This is a genomic window from Pseudomonas sp. CFBP13509, assembly GCF_005233485.1.
Lineage (GTDB): Bacteria > Pseudomonadota > Gammaproteobacteria > Pseudomonadales > Pseudomonadaceae > Aquipseudomonas > Aquipseudomonas marginalis.
On sequence record NZ_QGAA01000007.1, the window covers coordinates 15473 to 32404 of the forward strand.

Annotated in this window: 15 protein-coding genes and 4 tRNA genes; 15 read left to right on the forward strand and 4 right to left on the reverse strand. The window is 58.9% G+C overall.

Annotated elements, in window-relative coordinates:
• Positions 1-125: 125 nt before the first annotated feature.
• The gene (locus tag PspCFBP13509_RS13100) at positions 126-536 is read left to right on the forward strand and encodes a PA0061/PA0062 family lipoprotein (RefSeq protein WP_065927021.1); all 411 of its coding nucleotides are present in this window, start codon (positions 126-128) and stop codon (positions 534-536) included.
• On the opposite strand, the gene PspCFBP13509_RS31490 is transcribed toward PspCFBP13509_RS13100, so the two are convergent.
• Positions 533-694: a hypothetical protein gene (locus tag PspCFBP13509_RS31490; protein WP_162844269.1), complete on the reverse strand. Its 162-nt coding sequence runs from the start codon at positions 692-694 to the stop codon at positions 533-535. The genes PspCFBP13509_RS13100 and PspCFBP13509_RS31490 overlap by 4 nt on opposite strands.
• Before the next feature lie 211 nt (positions 695-905).
• Here PspCFBP13509_RS31490 and PspCFBP13509_RS13105 point away from each other — a divergent pair, with 211 nt between their 5' ends.
• On the forward strand, positions 906-1568 hold the full coding sequence (locus PspCFBP13509_RS13105; protein WP_065948396.1) for a peptidase C39 family protein: 663 nt from the start codon (positions 906-908) through the stop codon (positions 1566-1568).
• Positions 1569-1611: 43 nt separating this feature from the next.
• On the opposite strand, the gene pbpG is transcribed toward PspCFBP13509_RS13105, so the two are convergent.
• Both pbpG and folD read right to left on the reverse strand, forming a co-directional pair.
• Complete coding sequence (pbpG, locus tag PspCFBP13509_RS13110; RefSeq protein WP_065927030.1) at positions 1612-2535, reverse strand: D-alanyl-D-alanine endopeptidase; 924 nt, start codon at positions 2533-2535, stop codon at positions 1612-1614.
• Between the two features lie 208 nt (positions 2536-2743).
• Positions 2744-3598 carry a bifunctional methylenetetrahydrofolate dehydrogenase/methenyltetrahydrofolate cyclohydrolase FolD gene (gene folD, locus PspCFBP13509_RS13115; protein WP_137212147.1) on the reverse strand — a complete coding sequence of 285 codons (855 nt, stop codon included), beginning with the start codon at positions 3596-3598 and terminating at the stop codon, positions 2744-2746.
• Positions 3599-3873: 275 nt separating this feature from the next.
• Between folD and PspCFBP13509_RS13120 the strand changes: the two genes are divergently transcribed.
• The 11 genes from PspCFBP13509_RS13120 to PspCFBP13509_RS13170 all read left to right on the forward strand — a co-directional run bounded on the left by PspCFBP13509_RS13120 (position 3874) and on the right by PspCFBP13509_RS13170 (position 13895).
• Positions 3874-3950, forward strand: a tRNA-Arg gene (locus tag PspCFBP13509_RS13120).
• 32 nt (positions 3951-3982) lie between these two features.
• Positions 3983-4058: transfer RNA gene (locus tag PspCFBP13509_RS13125), tRNA-His, on the forward strand.
• 56 nt (positions 4059-4114) lie between these two features.
• Positions 4115-4199, forward strand: a tRNA-Leu gene (locus tag PspCFBP13509_RS13130).
• 76 nt (positions 4200-4275) lie between these two features.
• Positions 4276-4351: transfer RNA gene (locus tag PspCFBP13509_RS13135), tRNA-His, on the forward strand.
• Between the two features lie 398 nt (positions 4352-4749).
• Entirely contained in the window at positions 4750-6060 is a 1311-nt protein-coding gene (gene tig, locus PspCFBP13509_RS13140) for a trigger factor (protein ID WP_027606242.1), read from the forward strand.
• 91 nt (positions 6061-6151) lie between these two features.
• The gene (clpP, locus tag PspCFBP13509_RS13145) at positions 6152-6787 is read left to right on the forward strand and encodes an ATP-dependent Clp endopeptidase proteolytic subunit ClpP (protein ID WP_003174822.1); all 636 of its coding nucleotides are present in this window, start codon (positions 6152-6154) and stop codon (positions 6785-6787) included.
• 112 nt (positions 6788-6899) lie between these two features.
• Positions 6900-8183 (forward strand): ATP-dependent Clp protease ATP-binding subunit ClpX, encoded by a 1284-nt coding sequence (gene clpX / locus PspCFBP13509_RS13150; protein WP_003238279.1) that lies wholly within the window; start codon positions 6900-6902, stop codon positions 8181-8183.
• 162 nt (positions 8184-8345) lie between these two features.
• Complete coding sequence (gene lon, locus PspCFBP13509_RS13155) at positions 8346-10742, forward strand: endopeptidase La (RefSeq protein ID WP_065927024.1); 2397 nt, start codon at positions 8346-8348, stop codon at positions 10740-10742.
• Positions 10743-10891: 149 nt separating this feature from the next.
• Positions 10892-11164, forward strand: a complete 273-nt coding sequence (locus PspCFBP13509_RS13160) for an HU family DNA-binding protein (RefSeq protein ID WP_003174819.1) — start codon at positions 10892-10894, stop codon at positions 11162-11164.
• A 230-nt stretch (positions 11165-11394) separates the two neighbouring features.
• On the forward strand, positions 11395-13269 hold the full coding sequence (locus PspCFBP13509_RS13165; RefSeq protein WP_027606244.1) for a SurA N-terminal domain-containing protein: 1875 nt from the start codon (positions 11395-11397) through the stop codon (positions 13267-13269).
• Positions 13270-13370: 101 nt separating this feature from the next.
• On the forward strand, positions 13371-13895 hold the full coding sequence (locus PspCFBP13509_RS13170) for a GNAT family N-acetyltransferase (RefSeq protein WP_137212148.1): 525 nt from the start codon (positions 13371-13373) through the stop codon (positions 13893-13895).
• On the opposite strand, the gene PspCFBP13509_RS13175 is transcribed toward PspCFBP13509_RS13170, so the two are convergent.
• Positions 13842-15047 (reverse strand): MFS transporter, encoded by a 1206-nt coding sequence (locus PspCFBP13509_RS13175; RefSeq protein ID WP_137212149.1) that lies wholly within the window; start codon positions 15045-15047, stop codon positions 13842-13844. The two genes, PspCFBP13509_RS13170 and PspCFBP13509_RS13175, sit on opposite strands and share 54 nt — an antisense overlap.
• A gap of 115 nt (positions 15048-15162) precedes the next feature.
• Between PspCFBP13509_RS13175 and PspCFBP13509_RS13180 the strand changes: the two genes are divergently transcribed.
• Positions 15163-16059, forward strand: a complete 897-nt coding sequence (locus PspCFBP13509_RS13180; protein ID WP_065927027.1) for a LysR family transcriptional regulator — start codon at positions 15163-15165, stop codon at positions 16057-16059.
• 89 nt (positions 16060-16148) lie between these two features.
• Positions 16149-16931 (forward strand): DUF2242 domain-containing protein, encoded by a 783-nt coding sequence (locus PspCFBP13509_RS13185; protein WP_137212150.1) that lies wholly within the window; start codon positions 16149-16151, stop codon positions 16929-16931.
• The last annotated feature ends 1 nt before the right edge of the window (position 16932 follow it).

Sequence of the window (16932 nt, forward strand, 5' to 3'; positions counted from 1 at the left end):
GGAACATTTAGGTAAGGGCTGAAGATCGTTTCATATGGATTCATTTGTTCTACAGGGCGTGGCTGCCCAAGCTTGCATCCCATCGGACGACTTGTCTTTTAACTGATGTTCTTTGGAGCCCTGCCATGTCACTCAAACCTTTATTGTTGATCCCCGCCCTGGGGGCTGTTTTGTTGTTGTCGGCCTGTGCCGGCCCGATTCCCAAGGCGGACCCCAGCGAAGCCTGGATCGGCTTGAAAGAAGAAGCGCCGAACGACCTGATGGCCGAACGTGTGGACGGCAAGCGTGTCGACGACGGGCGCTTTTTCGAGGTGACCCCCGGGGATCACCGCCTGGACGTGACGTTGTTCGAGGAAGAGGCAGGCGACGACAACCAGCAGGACTGCCAGGGTCGGGTCGAGTACAAGGATTTCAAGGCGGGTGAGCATTACACCCTGGTGGAGTCGAGCCTGGGCACCACCGTGCGCGCATCCCTGATGGACGGGCACGGTAAGGAAGTCGCAGCGACTCAGGATTTCAATTGCATGCCTGGCTAGGCGTGGTGCACCGCCGCTCTATGGGGCTTGGCGGGTGCCGCAGGTTTGACGTGGGGGTGATGGTGCCGGCGAGTAATGCGCAACACCCCCCACAACATGGCGCCGGCTACCGCCAGCCAACCGCAGATCAACAGGAAAATCGTTGTTGCAAGGCTCATTTTGGCCTCCTTTCGCCCCGCAGGGGGCACACACAGTCTTCTCAATGGACAGTCTAGCTACCCGGCGGTTGCCTGCTATTGACCAATGGTCGTGTTCGTCCAACTCGTTTGCTCTATCCGCGACGCTTTACTGAGCCTGTGGGCTATACCCGCGTGGCAGAGCGTCCTATGATCAGGGCCCTCACCGGCAGTTGATCAAGAGAGTAAAAAATTGCGGTTACGGTCGAACCTTAAAACATCCTTGTTGCTGGCCTGTGCCCTGGGGCTCGCGGCCTGTTCCGGGCAGCCGTCGAAACTTCCGGGCCTGCCGGAACGTGTCGAACTCAATGGTGTGCCGACCTTTCGCAGCGAGGCTTATCAGAGTGGTCCTACAGCGTTAGCCAGCATGCTGTCGCAACAAGGCATTGTGATGACACCGGGCTTGTTGGATAAACCGTTGCATTTGCCGGGCGGGGAAGCGGACCTGGAGCGCAACATGCAGGTGCTGGCCCGTGAGTACGGGCTGATGGTGTACCCGCTGGATGCCAAGCTGACCGCGGTACTGGCGCAGGTGGCGGCGGGTTACCCGGTGATGGCGCGGATTGGCGGCGGCCTGTTGTCTGACGCGCGCTACGTGGTCGTGGTGGGTTTCAACCAGCAGAAAAGCACGGTGCTGTTGCGTTCAGGCATGGACCGACGCCTGCTGATGAGCTTCAGCGACTTTGAGTCGAAGTGGAGCAGTGCCGGGCACTGGGCAATCCTCACTCAGCGCCCGAGCCAGTTGCCGGCCAATGTGGATGCGCAGCGCTGGCGGGACTCGGCGAACGCAACGGCCCAGGCCGGGCAGGAGCGGGCGGCGGCGCAGGCGCTCAAGGTGTTGGCGGAACACAAATAAAATGGGAGGGGCGAGCCCCTCCTAAATGAGTTCTCGGTGTTCCTTAGCGGCGGACTTCGGCGGCATTCGCGCGGTTCTTCAGGTTCTTATCAGCCTTGTAGCGCAGAGCGACGTCCGGCACCGAGCCGCCCTTGCCGGTCTCGACCCAGTTACGGATACGGCTGGCATCGGCAAAGTGGGTGAATTTGCCGAAAGCATCCAGGATCACCAGCGACACCGGACGATTACCCATGCGGGTGACCAGCACCAGGCAATGACCGGCCTGGTTGGTGAAACCGGTCTTGGTCAGCTTGATATCCCAGTTGGCGCGGTTGATCAGGTGGTCGGTATTGGAGAAACCCAGGGTGTAGTTGGGCTTGCGGAACGCTACGGTCTTTTCCTTGGTGGTGCTCAACTGGCTCAGCATCGGAAATTTTTGCGCGTAGGCCAGCAGCTTGCTCAAGTCGCGGGCGGTGGACACGTTGTGGATCGACAGGCCGGTGGGCTCGACATAATGGGTGCTGGTCATGCCCAGGGCCTTGGCCTTGGCGTTCATCGCGGCAATAAAGGCCGCGTAGCCGCCCGGATAGTGGTGCGCCAGGCTCGCGGCGGCGCGGTTTTCCGAGGACATCAGGGCAATCAGCAACATCTCCTTGCGCGGCATCTGGCTGCCGATCTTCACGCGGGAGAACACGCCTTTCATCTCCGGCGTGTCGGTGATGTTGATGTCGATGTACTCGTCCATGTTCTGCTTGGCTTCAAGCACGATCAGGCCCGTCATCAGTTTGCTCACCGAGGCGATAGGCACCACCACGTCGGGGTTGCTGGCGTAGATGACCTTGTTGGTTTGCAGGTCCACCAGCATGGCGCTGCCGGAAGCGATCTGCAGTTTGGATGGATCCCGCGGCGCCAGGGCGGAGTCGGCAGCGTGTGCAAAGGTGCCGGTGAAAGCAAAAAATAGGCTGACAATGGAAAGACGAATTTTCACGCGGATGAACTCGCTAAAAAAGTAAGAAATACCGTTGGGAAACGGGTTCTGTGACAAATGGCGTTACATTTTAGGAGTATGGACGACAGACTGTCGAATGTTCTTCTAAAACCAGACGAAAGTGCTTAAAAACTAAGAAAAAACAGGTTTTCTTCCGGGTAATAAAAAGCCCTGCGATAAGGCAGGGCTTTTTCAGTACGACTGGTTATTAACCGTGCAGGGTTTCTGCGGCGTACAGGGTATTTTCCAGCAGGCAGGCACGGGTCATCGGGCCAACGCCACCCGGCACCGGGGTGATCCAGCCAGCGCGGGGCAGGGCGGTTTCATACACCACGTCGCCGACCAGCTTGCCGTCTTCCTGGCGGTTGATGCCCACGTCGATGACGATGGCGCCTTTCTTGATCCATTCGCCCTTGACCAGGCCCGGCTTGCCGGCGGCCACGACGACCAGGTCGGCACGGCCAACGTGGCCTGCGAGGTCCTTGGTGAAACGGTGGGTCACGGTGACGGTGCAACCGGCCAGCAGCAACTCCATGGCCATGGGGCGGCCCACGATGTTGGACGCGCCGACGATGACGGCATCGAGGCCGTACAGGTCGACACCGGTGCTTTCCAGCAGGGTCATGATGCCTTTGGGCGTGCACGGGCGCAGCAGCGGGATACGCTGGGCCAGGCGGCCGACGTTATAGGGATGGAAACCGTCGACGTCTTTGTCAGGGCGGATGCGCTCGAGCAACTTGGACGCGTCCAGGTGCGCGGGCAATGGCAATTGCAGGAGGATGCCGTCCATCGCCGGGTCGTCGTTGAGGCTGTCGATCAGGTCGGTCAGGGCCTGCTGGGTGGTGTCGGCAGGCAGGTCGTAGGCCTTGGAAAGAAAGCCGACCTCTTCACAGTCTTTACGCTTGTGCGAGACATAAACCTGAGAGGCAGGATCGCTGCCGACCAGGATCACCGCGAGGCCAGGCGTGCGCAAGCCTTGCTGGCTGCGCTCGGTGACTCGTTTGGCGATCTGCTGGCGCAGGCTGGCGGCGATTGATTTGCCGTCGATAAGTTGTGCAGTCATTACGCGTGATTAACCATCGAGAGGGGGAGGAAAAGTGCGCGCATTCTCGCACGCCACGGCGTGAGGGCAAAGGCGCTTGGTCCGCAAATTGGCCTAACCCCTTAAATAAAATGAATTTTTTTCAAAAAAGATTTGACGGGTTTCCAGGCCCTCTATACTATTCGTCGCACTTGTCGGGCACAGCCTAGCACTGGTTAAGAAGGTCGAGCAGAATCGTTGTTCTGCAAGGCTGGAAGCACTTAGTTTGTAATCCTCCAAGAGTACAGATTAATAAGGCGCCCGTAGCTCAGCTGGATAGAGCATCCGCCTTCTAAGCGGATGGTCGCAGGTTCGAGTCCTGCCGGGTGCGCCATTAGGCAGCTTTGGCACAAGTAGCGCTATATGGTGGGCGTAGCTCAGTTGGTAGAGCACGGGATTGTGACTCCCGTTGTCGAGGGTTCGATCCCCTTCGTCCACCCCATATTTTGAAAGGCGCCAGATTAACCGTCTGGCGCCTTTGCTTTAAGAGCTTCAAGCGCGGATGTGGTGGAATTGGTAGACACACTGGATTTAGGTTCCAGCGCCGCAAGGCGTAAGAGTTCGAGTCTCTTCATCCGCACCAATAAAGCTTTACTCGGTCTATACGCAGGGTAGGGCTCGACAAAGAAGTGGTTTGGTTTCTTTGTTAACGCAATATGGTGGGCGTAGCTCAGTTGGTAGAGCACGGGATTGTGACTCCCGTTGTCGAGGGTTCGATCCCCTTCGTCCACCCCATATTCGAAAGGCGCCAGATTTAACAGTCTGGCGCCTTTTTTGGTTTTGGCGGTTCGGATTGTCGTGGCTGCAGGTTCTGGGTCGCGATGGCGGTGCGTTTCATCGTATTTATGTGTCTCGATGATACTGCGTTGTCTATCTGCCCTCACTGCGGGGTGGGCGTCAGGGAGATGAGCGACGACCCCTTCTATATATAGAAGGGGCGGCGCAGAGCCCTGGCGTGATTGGCTTTATTTGTCACCGGGGCGGGGCGCGACAGTGCCTTCGTATCGATAAATTGCCGGCTGTTTACGGGCGTATTTCCAGTAGGGTGACTTCTTGAGTTTGACCCACTAGAATGCATGCCCTTGATTGGGGTCGGAAATGGCCGGCTAACGTCTGTGCAACGAGGAATATCCATGCAAGTTTCTGTTGAAAATACTACTGCTCTCGAGCGCCGCATGAGCATCACCGTGCCGGCTGAGCGCATCGAGACTGCGGTCAACAAGCGTCTGCAGCAGACTGCCCAAAAGGCCAAGATCGCTGGTTTCCGTCCAGGCAAAGTGCCAATGAGCGAAATCAAGCGCCGTTTTGGTGCTGATGCACGCAATGAAGCCGTCGGTGACGTGATCCAGGCTTCTTTCTACGAAGCAGTGGTTGAGCAAAAGCTGAACCCGGCTGGTTCGCCTTCGATCGAACCCAAGTCCCTGGAAGCGGGCAAGGACCTGGAATACGTTGCCGTATTCGAAGTGTTCCCCGAGTTCGAAGTGGCCGGTTTCGACGGTATCGCTATCGAGCGCCTGAGCGCCGAAGTGGCTGATTCGGACCTGGACAACATGCTGGAAATCCTGCGCAAGCAGAACACCCGTTTCGAAGTGGTCGACCGTGCTGCCCAGAACGAAGACCAGTTGAACATCGATTTCGTTGGCAAGGTTGACGGCGAAGCATTCGCTGGCGGCTCCGCCAAGGGTACTCAGCTGGTGCTGGGTTCCAACCGCATGATTCCTGGCTTCGAAGACGGCCTGGTTGGCGCCAAGGCTGGCGAAGAGCGGGTCCTGAACCTGGAATTCCCTGCTGACTACCAGAACCTGGACCTGGCTGGCAAAGCCGCCGAGTTCACCGTGACCGTCAACAGCGTTTCCGAGCCTAAGCTGCCAGAGCTGAACGAAGAATTCTTCAATCAGTTCGGCATCAAGGAAACCGGTATCGAAGGCTTCCGCACCGAAGTTCGCAAGAACATGGAGCGCGAGCTGCGCCAGGCTATCAAGTCCAAGGTCAAGAACCAGGTCATGGACGGTCTGCTGGCCTCCAACCCGATCGAAGTGCCTAAGGCCCTGCTGTCCAACGAAGTGGATCGCCTGCGCGTACAGGCTGTCCAGCAGTTCGGCGGCAACATCAAGCCAGACCAGCTGCCGGCCGAGCTGTTCGAAGAGCAAGCCAAGCGCCGTGTGGTGCTGGGTTTGATCGTGGCTGAAGTGGTCAAGCAGTTCGACCTCAAGCCTGACGAAGATCGCGTCCGCGAAATGATCCAGGAAATGGCTTCGGCCTACCAGGAGCCTGAGCAGGTCGTGGCCTGGTACTACAAGAACGACCAGCAGCTGAACGAAGTACGTTCGGTTGTGCTGGAAGAACAAGTTGTGGATACTGTTCTGCAGAAGGCTAAGGTGACCGATAAAGCGGTCTCTTACGAAGAAGCAGTCAAGCCGGCGGAAGCAGCACAAGCCGACTGATTGTCCAACTCGTTGGAAATTCAACCATAAGCCAGCCTCGCGCTGGCTTATGCGTTTTCAAGACATGACTATTTGGGAGTAACTGCAGAGCATGTTCCGTAATTCCTATATTCAGCAGAACTCTGATATCCAGGCCGCAGGCGGCCTGGTCCCGATGGTTGTCGAGCAGTCCGCTCGTGGCGAACGCGCCTACGACATCTACTCGCGCCTGCTCAAGGAGCGAGTGATCTTTCTGGTGGGCCCGGTAGAGGACTACATGGCCAACCTGATCTGTGCGCAACTGCTGTTCCTTGAAGCGGAAAACCCGGACAAGGACATCCATCTCTACATCAACTCGCCGGGCGGTTCGGTGACAGCGGGCATGTCGATCTACGACACCATGCAGTTCATCAAGCCGAACGTATCGACTACCTGCATTGGCCAGGCCTGCAGCATGGGCGCGTTCCTGCTGACCGCAGGTGCCGAGGGCAAGCGTTACTGCCTGCCGAACTCGCGCGTGATGATTCACCAGCCACTGGGCGGTTTCCAGGGCCAGGCGTCGGACATCGAAATCCACGCCAAGGAAATCCTCTTCATCCGCGAACGTCTCAACACGCTGATGGCCAAGCACAGCGGGCACACCCTGGAAGAAATCGAGCGCGACACCAACCGTGACAACTTCATGAGCGCCGAAGCCGCACGTGAATATGGGTTGATCGACGCAGTGATCGAAAAGCGCCCCGCTTAATATAAGCCGCTCAAAATAGGGCTGGTCGGGTTTCCCGATCATCTGCGGGCTTGAAAAAGCCCGCATAAGCCTTCATCTTGTGTTGCAAGCCTATCGGATTTGGATCGAACGAATGACTGACACCCGCAACGGCGAGGACAACGGCAAGCTGCTCTATTGCTCCTTCTGTGGCAAAAGCCAGCATGAAGTGCGCAAATTGATTGCCGGCCCCTCGGTCTTTATCTGCGACGAGTGCGTCGACCTGTGCAATGACATCATCCGTGAGGAGGTGCAGGAAGCCCAGGCCGAAAGCAGCGCGCATAAATTGCCTTCGCCTAAAGAAATCAGCGGCATCCTTGATCAGTATGTGATTGGTCAAGAGCGTGCAAAGAAGGTTCTGGCCGTAGCGGTATACAACCACTACAAGCGCTTGAACCAGCGTGACAAGAAAGGCGACGAAGTCGAACTCGGCAAGAGCAACATCTTGCTGATCGGTCCTACAGGCTCGGGTAAGACCCTGCTTGCAGAAACCCTCGCTCGCCTGCTGAACGTTCCGTTCACCATCGCTGACGCCACCACCCTCACCGAGGCTGGCTACGTGGGCGAAGATGTCGAGAACATCATTCAGAAACTGCTGCAGAAGTGCGACTACGACGTAGAGAAGGCCCAGATGGGTATTGTCTACATCGACGAAATCGACAAGATCTCGCGCAAGTCCGACAACCCGTCGATCACTCGGGACGTTTCCGGTGAAGGCGTGCAGCAGGCCCTGTTGAAACTGATCGAAGGCACGGTTGCTTCCGTACCGCCACAAGGCGGCCGCAAGCACCCGCAGCAGGAATTCCTTCAGGTTGATACGCGCAACATCCTGTTTATCTGTGGCGGTGCATTCTCCGGCCTGGAGAAGGTTATTCAGCAACGGTCTACCCGTGGCGGCATCGGTTTCAGTGCAGAAGTGCGCAGCAAGGAAGAAGGCAAGAAGGTGGGCGAGTCCCTGCGTGAAGTCGAGCCTGACGATCTGGTCAAGTTCGGTCTGATCCCGGAATTCGTTGGCCGTCTGCCGGTCCTGGCCACGTTGGACGAGTTGGATGAGGCGGCTCTGATTCAGATCCTCACCGAACCGAAAAACGCCCTGACCAAGCAATACGCCAAGCTGTTCGAGATGGAAGGTGTGGACCTCGAGTTCCGTACCGACGCGCTCAAATCGGTGGCCAAGCGGGCACTGGAGCGCAAGACCGGTGCACGTGGCCTGCGTTCGATCCTCGAAGGTGTATTGCTCGACACCATGTACGAAATCCCCTCGCAGTCCGAGGTGAGTAAAGTGGTGATCGACGAAAGCGTTATAGAAGGTAAGTCCAAGCCACTGTATATCTACGAAAACAGTGAGCCGACTGCCAAGGCTGCGCCAGACGCGTAAGCGTTTCGCAGTTTTGGTACAAACGAAGGGGCCTCTAGGGGCTCCTTTGTTTTTCATAAGGATTTTTACTGCGTGTAACTGCCAGCATTGAGCTTGTTTTTTTTACACGCAGCCCCCATCTTGGTTTCAAGCTTATTTTTCAACTGTCATAGAGGCGAAATCATGAAGACAACCATCGAATTGCCTCTCCTGCCGTTGCGTGATGTCGTCGTCTATCCGCACATGGTTATCCCGCTGTTCGTGGGGCGCGAGAAGTCTATCGAAGCCCTCGAGGCCGCGATGACGGGCGACAAGCAGATCCTGCTGTTGGCCCAGAAAAATCCTGCCGATGATGATCCAGGCGAAGATGCCCTGTATCGCGTCGGCACCATTGCCACTGTCCTGCAACTGCTCAAGCTGCCCGATGGCACCGTCAAGGTGCTGGTGGAAGGCGAGCAGCGCGGTGCGGTAGAGCGTTTCATGGAGGTGGACGGCCACCTGCGCGCCGAAGTGGTGCTGATCGACGAAGTCGAGGCCCCTGAGCGCGAGTCCGAAGTGTTTGTGCGCAGCCTGCTCTCGCAGTTCGAGCAGTACGTGCAGTTGGGCAAGAAAGTCCCGGCTGAAGTCCTGTCTTCCCTCAATAGCATCGATGAGCCAAGCCGCCTGGTCGACACCATGGCCGCGCACATGGCGCTGAAGATCGAGCAGAAGCAGGACATCCTCGAAATCATTGACCTGTCGGCCCGTGTCGAACACGTGCTGGCGTTGCTGGATGCCGAGATCGACCTGCTCCAGGTCGAGAAGCGCATCCGGGGTCGGGTCAAAAAACAAATGGAGCGCAGCCAGCGCGAGTACTACCTGAATGAGCAGATGAAGGCCATTCAGAAGGAACTCGGCGACAGCGAGGAAGGCCACAACGAAATCGAAGAGCTGAAAAAGCGCATCGATGCTGCCGGCCTGCCGAAAGACGCCCTGGCCAAAGCCACCGCCGAGTTGAACAAGCTCAAGCAAATGTCGCCGATGTCGGCCGAAGCCACCGTGGTGCGCTCGTACATCGACTGGCTGGTGCAGGTGCCGTGGAAGGCCCAGACCAAGGTACGCCTGGACCTGGCCCGTGCCGAAGATATCCTTGATGCCGACCACTATGGCCTTGAAGAAGTCAAAGAACGCATCCTCGAATACCTCGCCGTGCAGAAGCGCGTGAAGAAGATTCGTGGCCCGGTGTTGTGCCTGGTTGGCCCGCCTGGGGTAGGTAAAACCTCCCTGGCCGAGTCCATCGCCAATGCCACCAACCGTAAATTCGTGCGCATGGCCCTCGGTGGTGTGCGCGATGAGGCGGAAATTCGTGGCCATCGCCGGACTTACATCGGTTCGATGCCAGGAAGATTGATTCAAAAAATGACAAAGGTGGGTGTGCGCAACCCGCTGTTCCTGCTCGATGAAATCGACAAAATGGGCAGCGACATGCGTGGCGATCCGGCATCGGCCTTGCTGGAAGTGCTCGACCCTGAGCAGAACCACAATTTCAACGACCATTACCTGGAGGTCGACTACGACCTGTCCGACGTAATGTTCCTGTGCACCTCCAACTCCATGAACATCCCGCCGGCATTGCTGGACCGGATGGAGGTGATTCGTCTGCCGGGTTACACCGAAGACGAGAAGATCAATATCGCCGTCAAATACCTCGCGCCCAAGCAGATTTCGGCCAATGGCCTGAAGAAGGGCGAGATCGAATTCGACGTCGAGTCGATCCGCGACATCGTGCGCTACTACACTCGCGAGGCCGGTGTCCGGGGCCTTGAGCGCCAGATCGCGAAGATTTGCCGCAAGGCGGTCAAGGAGCACGCGCTGGAAAAACGCTTCTCGGTGAAGGTCTCGGCCGACGCTCTTGAGCACTTCCTGGGTGTGCGTAAATTCCGTTACGGCCTGGCAGAACAGCAGGATCAGGTAGGGCAGGTGACTGGCCTGGCGTGGACCCAGGTGGGCGGCGAATTGCTGACCATCGAAGCTGCGGTGATCCCCGGCAAGGGCCAGTTGATCAAGACCGGCTCCCTCGGTGACGTGATGGTCGAATCCATTACCGCCGCGCAGACCGTGGTGCGCAGCCGCGCCAGGAGCCTGGGGATCCCCCTGGACTTCCACGAGAAGCACGACACCCACATCCACATGCCGGAAGGGGCTACACCGAAGGATGGTCCGAGCGCTGGCGTAGGCATGTGCACGGCCCTGGTTTCGGCATTGACCGGCATACCGGTGCGCGCCGATGTTGCGATGACCGGGGAAATCACCCTGCGTGGCCAGGTATTGGCCATTGGTGGCCTGAAAGAGAAATTGCTGGCTGCACACCGCGGTGGCATCAAGACTGTGATCATTCCTGAAGAGAATGTTCGCGACTTGAAGGAAATTCCTGACAATATCAAGCAGGATCTTCAGATTAAACCGGTTAAATGGATTGACGAGGTCCTGCAAATTGCGCTGCAATACGCGCCGGAGCCCTTGCCGGATGTGGTTCCGGAGATAGTTGCAAAGGACGAAAAACGAGAGTCTGATTCCAAGGAAAGAATTAGCACGCATTAATGTGAATAAGCCTGGGGGCTTCCTTGACAGCTTTTTAGAGCCCTTGTTATAAAGCGGCTCTTAAGTGTCTGTAGGCCATTCAGCACTGGTTTTTGCTGTTTACCAAAAAACTTAGAATCATACTCAATAGATATATAAGGGGACTTAGAGTGAACAAGTCGGAACTGATTGATGCTATCGCTGCATCCGCTGATATCCCGAAAGCTGCTGCCGGCCGTGCGCTGGATGCAGTAATCGAATCCGTCACTGGCGCTCTGAAGGCCGGCGACTCCGTGGTACTGGTAGGCTTCGGTACTTTCTCTGTGACTGACCGTCCAGCTCGCACTGGCCGTAACCCACAGACTGGCAAAGCACTGCAAATCGCTGCTGCCAAGAAACCAGGTTTCAAAGCCGGTAAAGCCCTGAAAGAAGCGGTTAACTAAGCTTCGATCAAGCCTTTGCTACCCGGGTCGGACGCAGGTCTGGCCTGGCAGCGGAGCGAAAGCTGACCCAAGTATCCATCGGGTCGCCAAGCCGGGGGTGTAGATTCAACCCCCCGTCCGCTCCGCCAGTTACGAGAAGGCGCATCCTCGGATGCGCCTTTCTTCTATCCGGACTCTACCCACGCTCCACGGTTGCCAATTTTTGAAGTTCAACCGTTTCTGGGGGACGCATGCTGCAAAATATCAGGGACAATTCACAAGGCTGGATTGCCAAGACCATTATCGGGATCATCGTCGCATTGATGGCGTTCACCGGTATCGAGGCCATTTTCCAGGCTTCGACCAACACCAAGCAGGACGTGGCCAAGGTCAACGGTGAAGAAATCACCCAGACTGAACTGAGCCAGGCCGTCGACATGCAACGTCGCCAGCTGATGCAACAGCTGGGCAAGGATTTCGATGCTTCACTGCTGGACGAAAAACTGCTGCGCGAAGCGGCCCTCAAGGGCCTGATCGATCGCAAGCTGCTGCTGCAAGGCGCTGCCGACTCCAAGTTTGGCTTCTCTGAAGCTGCACTGGACCAGGTGATCCTGCAGACGCCGGAATTCCAGGTGGACGGCAAGTTCAACGCCGAACGCTTTGACCAGGTGATCCGTCAGCTGGGCTACAGCCGTCTGCAGTTCCGTCAGATGCTGACCCAGGAAATGCTGATCGGCCAGGTGCGCGCAGGCATCGCCGGCAGCGGTTTCGTGACCGACGCCGAAGTGCTGGCATTCGCCCGTCTGGAAAAACAGACCCGCGATTTCGCTACCGTCAATATCAAGGCCAACCCTGCGGCGGTGAAACTCACCGACGACGAGGTCAAGGCTTACTATGACCAGCACGCCAAGGAGTTCATGACCCCGGACCAGGTGGTCATTGACTACTTGGAACTGAAGAAGTCTTCCTTCTTCGACCAGGTCAGCGTCAAGGACGATGAACTGCAGGCTGCCTATCAGAAAGAAACCGCCAACCTCGCTGAACAACGTCGTGCCGCGCACATCCTGATTGAAGTCAACGACAAGGTCACCGACGCGCAAGCCAAGGCCAAGATCGAAGAAATCCAGGCACGCCTGGCCAAGGGTGAGAAGTTCGAGGCCCTGGCCAAGGAGTTCTCCCAGGATCCAGGTTCGGCCAACAATGGCGGCGATCTGGGCTTTGCCGGCCCTGGCGTCTACGACCCTGACTTCGAAGCTGCCTTGTACGCGTTGAACAAAGACCAGGTTTCGGCGCCGGTGCGCAGCACCTTCGGTTGGCATTTGATCAAGCTGTTGGGCGTTGAAGCACCGCAAGTGCCGACGTTTGCCAGCCTGAAAGACAAGCTGACCCGCGAGCTCAAGACCCAACAGGTCGAGCAGCGTTTTGTCGAAGCAACCAAGCAATTGGAAGATGCGGCATTCGAAGCCTCCGACCTGGCCCAACCAGCATCGGACCTGAAGCTGACCGTACACACCTCCGCGCCGTTTGGCCGTGAAGGTGGTGACGGTGTCGCGGCCAACCGCGCCGTGGTCACCGCTGCGTTCAGCCCGGAAGTGCTGGATGAGGGTGCCAACAGCAGCGCCATCGAGCTGGACCCGGAAACCATCATCGTGCTGCGTGCCAAAGAGCACCGCAAACCGGCGCAACTGCCGCTGGAAAGCGTTGCCGCGGCGATTCGCACACAGATGGCCAAGGAGCGCGCCAGCGCGGCTGCCAAGACTCACGCTGACGAACTGATCGCCAGCCTGCGTGATGGCAAGACCCCGCTGAACCAGCCGGTCGACGGCCAGGCCTGGAAAGTCACTGAAGCGGCTACCCGTAGCCAGGAAGCGATTGACCCGGCCGTGCTGCAAGCCCTGTTCCGCATGCCCAAGCCTGCGGCCAAGGACAAGCCGACCTTCACCACCGTGACCCTGGCTGATGGCAGCCTGGTGATCGTGCGCTTGAACGGCGTCAACGAAGCGGCTGCCCCAACGGACGAAGAAAAGGCGCAATACCGCCGCTTCCTCGCTTCCCGTGTCGGCCAGCAGGACTTTGCGGCGTACCGCAAGCAGTTGGAAACCAAGGCTGATATCAAGAAGTACTGATGTCGCTTTGAACAAGAAGCCCCCGGCCTGAAAAGACCGGGGGCTTTTTTATGTGTGCGCTAGACTGGGTACTCGGTATCGTCGACCCAGGAGTTCCAAGCGTGTTGATTCAAGGAATGGATGGCTTGCTGATCCGCCGCGCCAGCGTGGCGGATGTTCCTGCGGTGCTGCAGGTGTTCGACGAGGTGATCGCCTGGTTCGTTGGCAGGGGCAATACCCATCAGTGGGGCACCGAGCCCTGGTCGGGGTCGCCCCGGCGGGTCGCGCAAGTGGCTGAAGCCTGCGCGTTGCCCGAGGCCTGGGTTGTCGAGGACCCCGAGGGGCATCTCCGAGGAGCGCTGGTGGTGGGCGATCCCATGCCTTATGTACCTTCGGCGACTGAGCCCGAGGTGTATGTGCGCCTGTTGATTGCCGCGCGTGACCTGAGTGTTCGCGGCCTTGGCCGGCGCATGATGGCCTTTGCCGATGACCAGGCCCGCGCAGCAGGAGTCACGCGCTTGCGTGTGGACTGCTACGGCGGCGGGACAGGGGATCTGGTGCGTTTTTATGAGTCCTGTGGCTACCAGCGCATTTCAACGTTCGACTTGGCGGGGTGGCCGGGCCAACTGCTGGGGCGCCGTCTGTGATGCACCGGCCCAGGCCAGCAGCATCAGAAGCACAACCGCCCATGGAAAGGCCGTGACGCCCCAACCTTGAAGCAATACGCCACCCGCCAGGCCGCCACCGGCTATCCCCAGGTTCCACACGGTCACCAGCATGGATTGTGCGGCATCCGCCGACTTGCCCGCCGATTGGGCCAGTGCGGTTTGCAGCAATGCCGGCAAACCGCCGAACGCCAGGCCCCATAACGTCACGGCGATATAGATGACTGCCGGCACATTGATCCACAACGCCAGCGCAAGGGCGATCAGGCCAAACAGCGCACAACTGATCAGCAGCAAGGCGCGCAACCACCGGTCAATCAATACACCTGCCAGCCAGATGCTCAGCACTGCCGCGAGGCCGAACACCAGCAGTACTCGGTCAACGTCCGCATCGACCCCTGCGGGCACCAGCAACGGGGCGATGTAGGTGTACAGAATGTTGTGGGCCAGCACGTAGGTAAACGTCACCCATAGCACCGGACGAATGCCCGACAGGTTCAGCACCTGGCGCAGCCCCAGGCGTTTATCCGCCCGTTCGCCGGCAAAGTCCGGCAGTTGCCAGCGTGCCCAGGCGAGCAGCACCAGGGTCAGCCCGGTCATGATCGCAAAGCTCAAGCGCCAGCCAACGGCGGTGCCGAGGAAGGTGCCCGCAGGTACACCCAGCGACAGCGCCAGGGGTGCACCCAGCATCGCCACGGCAATGGCGCGACCTTGCAGGTGTGGCGCCACCATTCGGCTCGCATAACCCGCCAGCAACGCCCACAGCAACCCGGCGAAGACCCCGGCAAAAAAGCGCGCCACCAGGGTCAACCCGTAATGGCTGGACAGCGCGGTTACGCTATTGACCAAGGCAAAGCCGCCAATGGCCAGCAGCAACAACGGCCGCCTGCGCCAGCCGCGGGTCAGCAGCGTCAGCGGGATGGCTGCCAGCAGGGAGCCAAGGGCGTAGAGGGTAACCAATTGGCCGACCAAGGCGGGCGACACGCCCAGGCCGTCGCCCATCTGCGGCAGAAGCCCGGCGGGCATGGCTTCGGTGAGGATGGTAATAAAGCCGGCGCTGGCCAGGGCCATTAGACCGCCCAAGGGTAAAGAATCCCGTTGGGCTGATGCGGTGAGTGAAGGGCTGCTGCTCATGACGTTTTATCCAGGTAAAAGGGCAAGCAGGCAGAGTAGGGGGCTGTGGTTGACGGAAAAACAGGCTAAGGTTCCGAACTTATCGGACGCGGATGTCCGTAATTGGAGGCAGATCATGGACAGCTTGGGCAGCCTGTCGGTATTTGTGCAGGTGGCGCAGACGCTCAGCTTCACCGCCGCCGGCCGCGTGCTGGGGGTGTCGTCGTCGGCCGTGGGCAAAAGCATTGCGCGGATGGAAGAGCGCCTGGGCGTGCGGCTGTTTCACCGCAGCACGCGCAGTATCACCTTGACCAGTGAAGGTGCACTGTTCCTTGAGCGCTCGCGGCGGATTCTCGCTGAGGTGGAAGCGGCCGAGCAGGAGCTGACGGACGCCGCTGCAACGCCACGGGGCAAGTTGCGCATCAGTGTGCCGCAGGTGCGCGGCTTGTTGATGCCGGTGCTCAGTGACTTTATGCGCACCTACCCGGAGATCGAGCTGGACGTGGATTTTTCCGACCGCATGGTGGACGTGATCGAGGAAGGTTTCGATGCGGTGATTCGCACGGGCAAGCCGGAAGATTCGCGCTTGATGGCGCGTCATCTGGGCCACTACCAGTTGGTACTCGTCGCCACGCCGGGCTACTTCGCCCAACACGGCACGCCGCAGCAACCACAGGACCTCAATGGCCACGCCTGCCTGCGCCACAAGTTCTGCGCCACGGGCAAGCTCGAGCCCTGGCCGTTGCGCCTTGCCCCGGGGGCTGCGGAACCGCTGTTGCGTACGCCGCTGGTCAGCACCACCATCGAGTCCCTCAAGCATGTGGTGCTCGAGGGCTTGGGCATTGCCTGCCTGCCGGACTACATGGTCAACCAAGCCGTGGACGAAGGGCGCTTGCAACGGGTGCTGGATGATGACCTGGAGCATCGGGGCAATTTCTGGATATTGTGGCCCGGTCGCCATACCTCGGCCAAGCTCCGCGTATTTATTGACCATATGTGCGCCGGGCTTTTCCCTGCAGGCCCCGGCGCGTAAACCTGTGACGTTTTACCGACAGGAATGCGCGCGCCAAGGCCTCGTTCTGTTGCACAATACCGCCCAGACCGTTTTCCTCAGGATTATCAATGTCGACATCATTCCACTTGCGTAGCCTCGGGCTGGCGCTGGTGCTGGCGGGCGCCGCGGGCTGCTCGTCACCCAAGACCGCTATTTATGAACATGAGAACTTCGACGACTCCGGTACATTTTCCCGGGATTACCCGGTTACCGATGTAGCGGCGTGCGAGGCCGCGCGGCGCGCCTTGCTGAGCCAGGGCTACATCATCACCAGCAGCGATCCGAAACTGGTCGTGGGTAACAAGAGCTTCCAGCAGACCGGCGAAACGCACCTGCAGATCAGCTTCAACGTGGTGTGCGCCGATGATGGCAAAGGCAAGAACCACTCGACGATGTTCGCCAATGCCCTGCAGGATCGTTATGCGCTGAAGAAGGTCAACAACTCCGCGAGCCTGGGCGTGGGCGTGCTGGGGTCGGTGTCGATGCCGATCGGCTCTACCGATGACTCGATGGTGAAGGTGGCCAGTGAGACGGTGTCCGCGCCGAAGTTCTACGACCGTTACTTTGCGTTGGTGGATGTGTTCCTGCCACAGGAAGTGAAGAAGGCCGAGCATATCCCCGAGCAGCCCAAGGCCGACCTCGGTGTGCCGGAGCCGAAGGCCGCACCGGCTGCAGAGAAAGTCGAGGCGCCGAAGGAAGAGCCTGCCGCACCGGCTGCCTCGGAGCCGGTTGTGCCCGCGCCTGAGGCTGCACCGATTGCGCCGCAGGCCGAGCCCGTACCCGCTGCCACCACGCCGGACCTGCCGCCGCCGACAGAAGCGATTCCGCCCCTGCCGACGCCTGCGCAGTAAA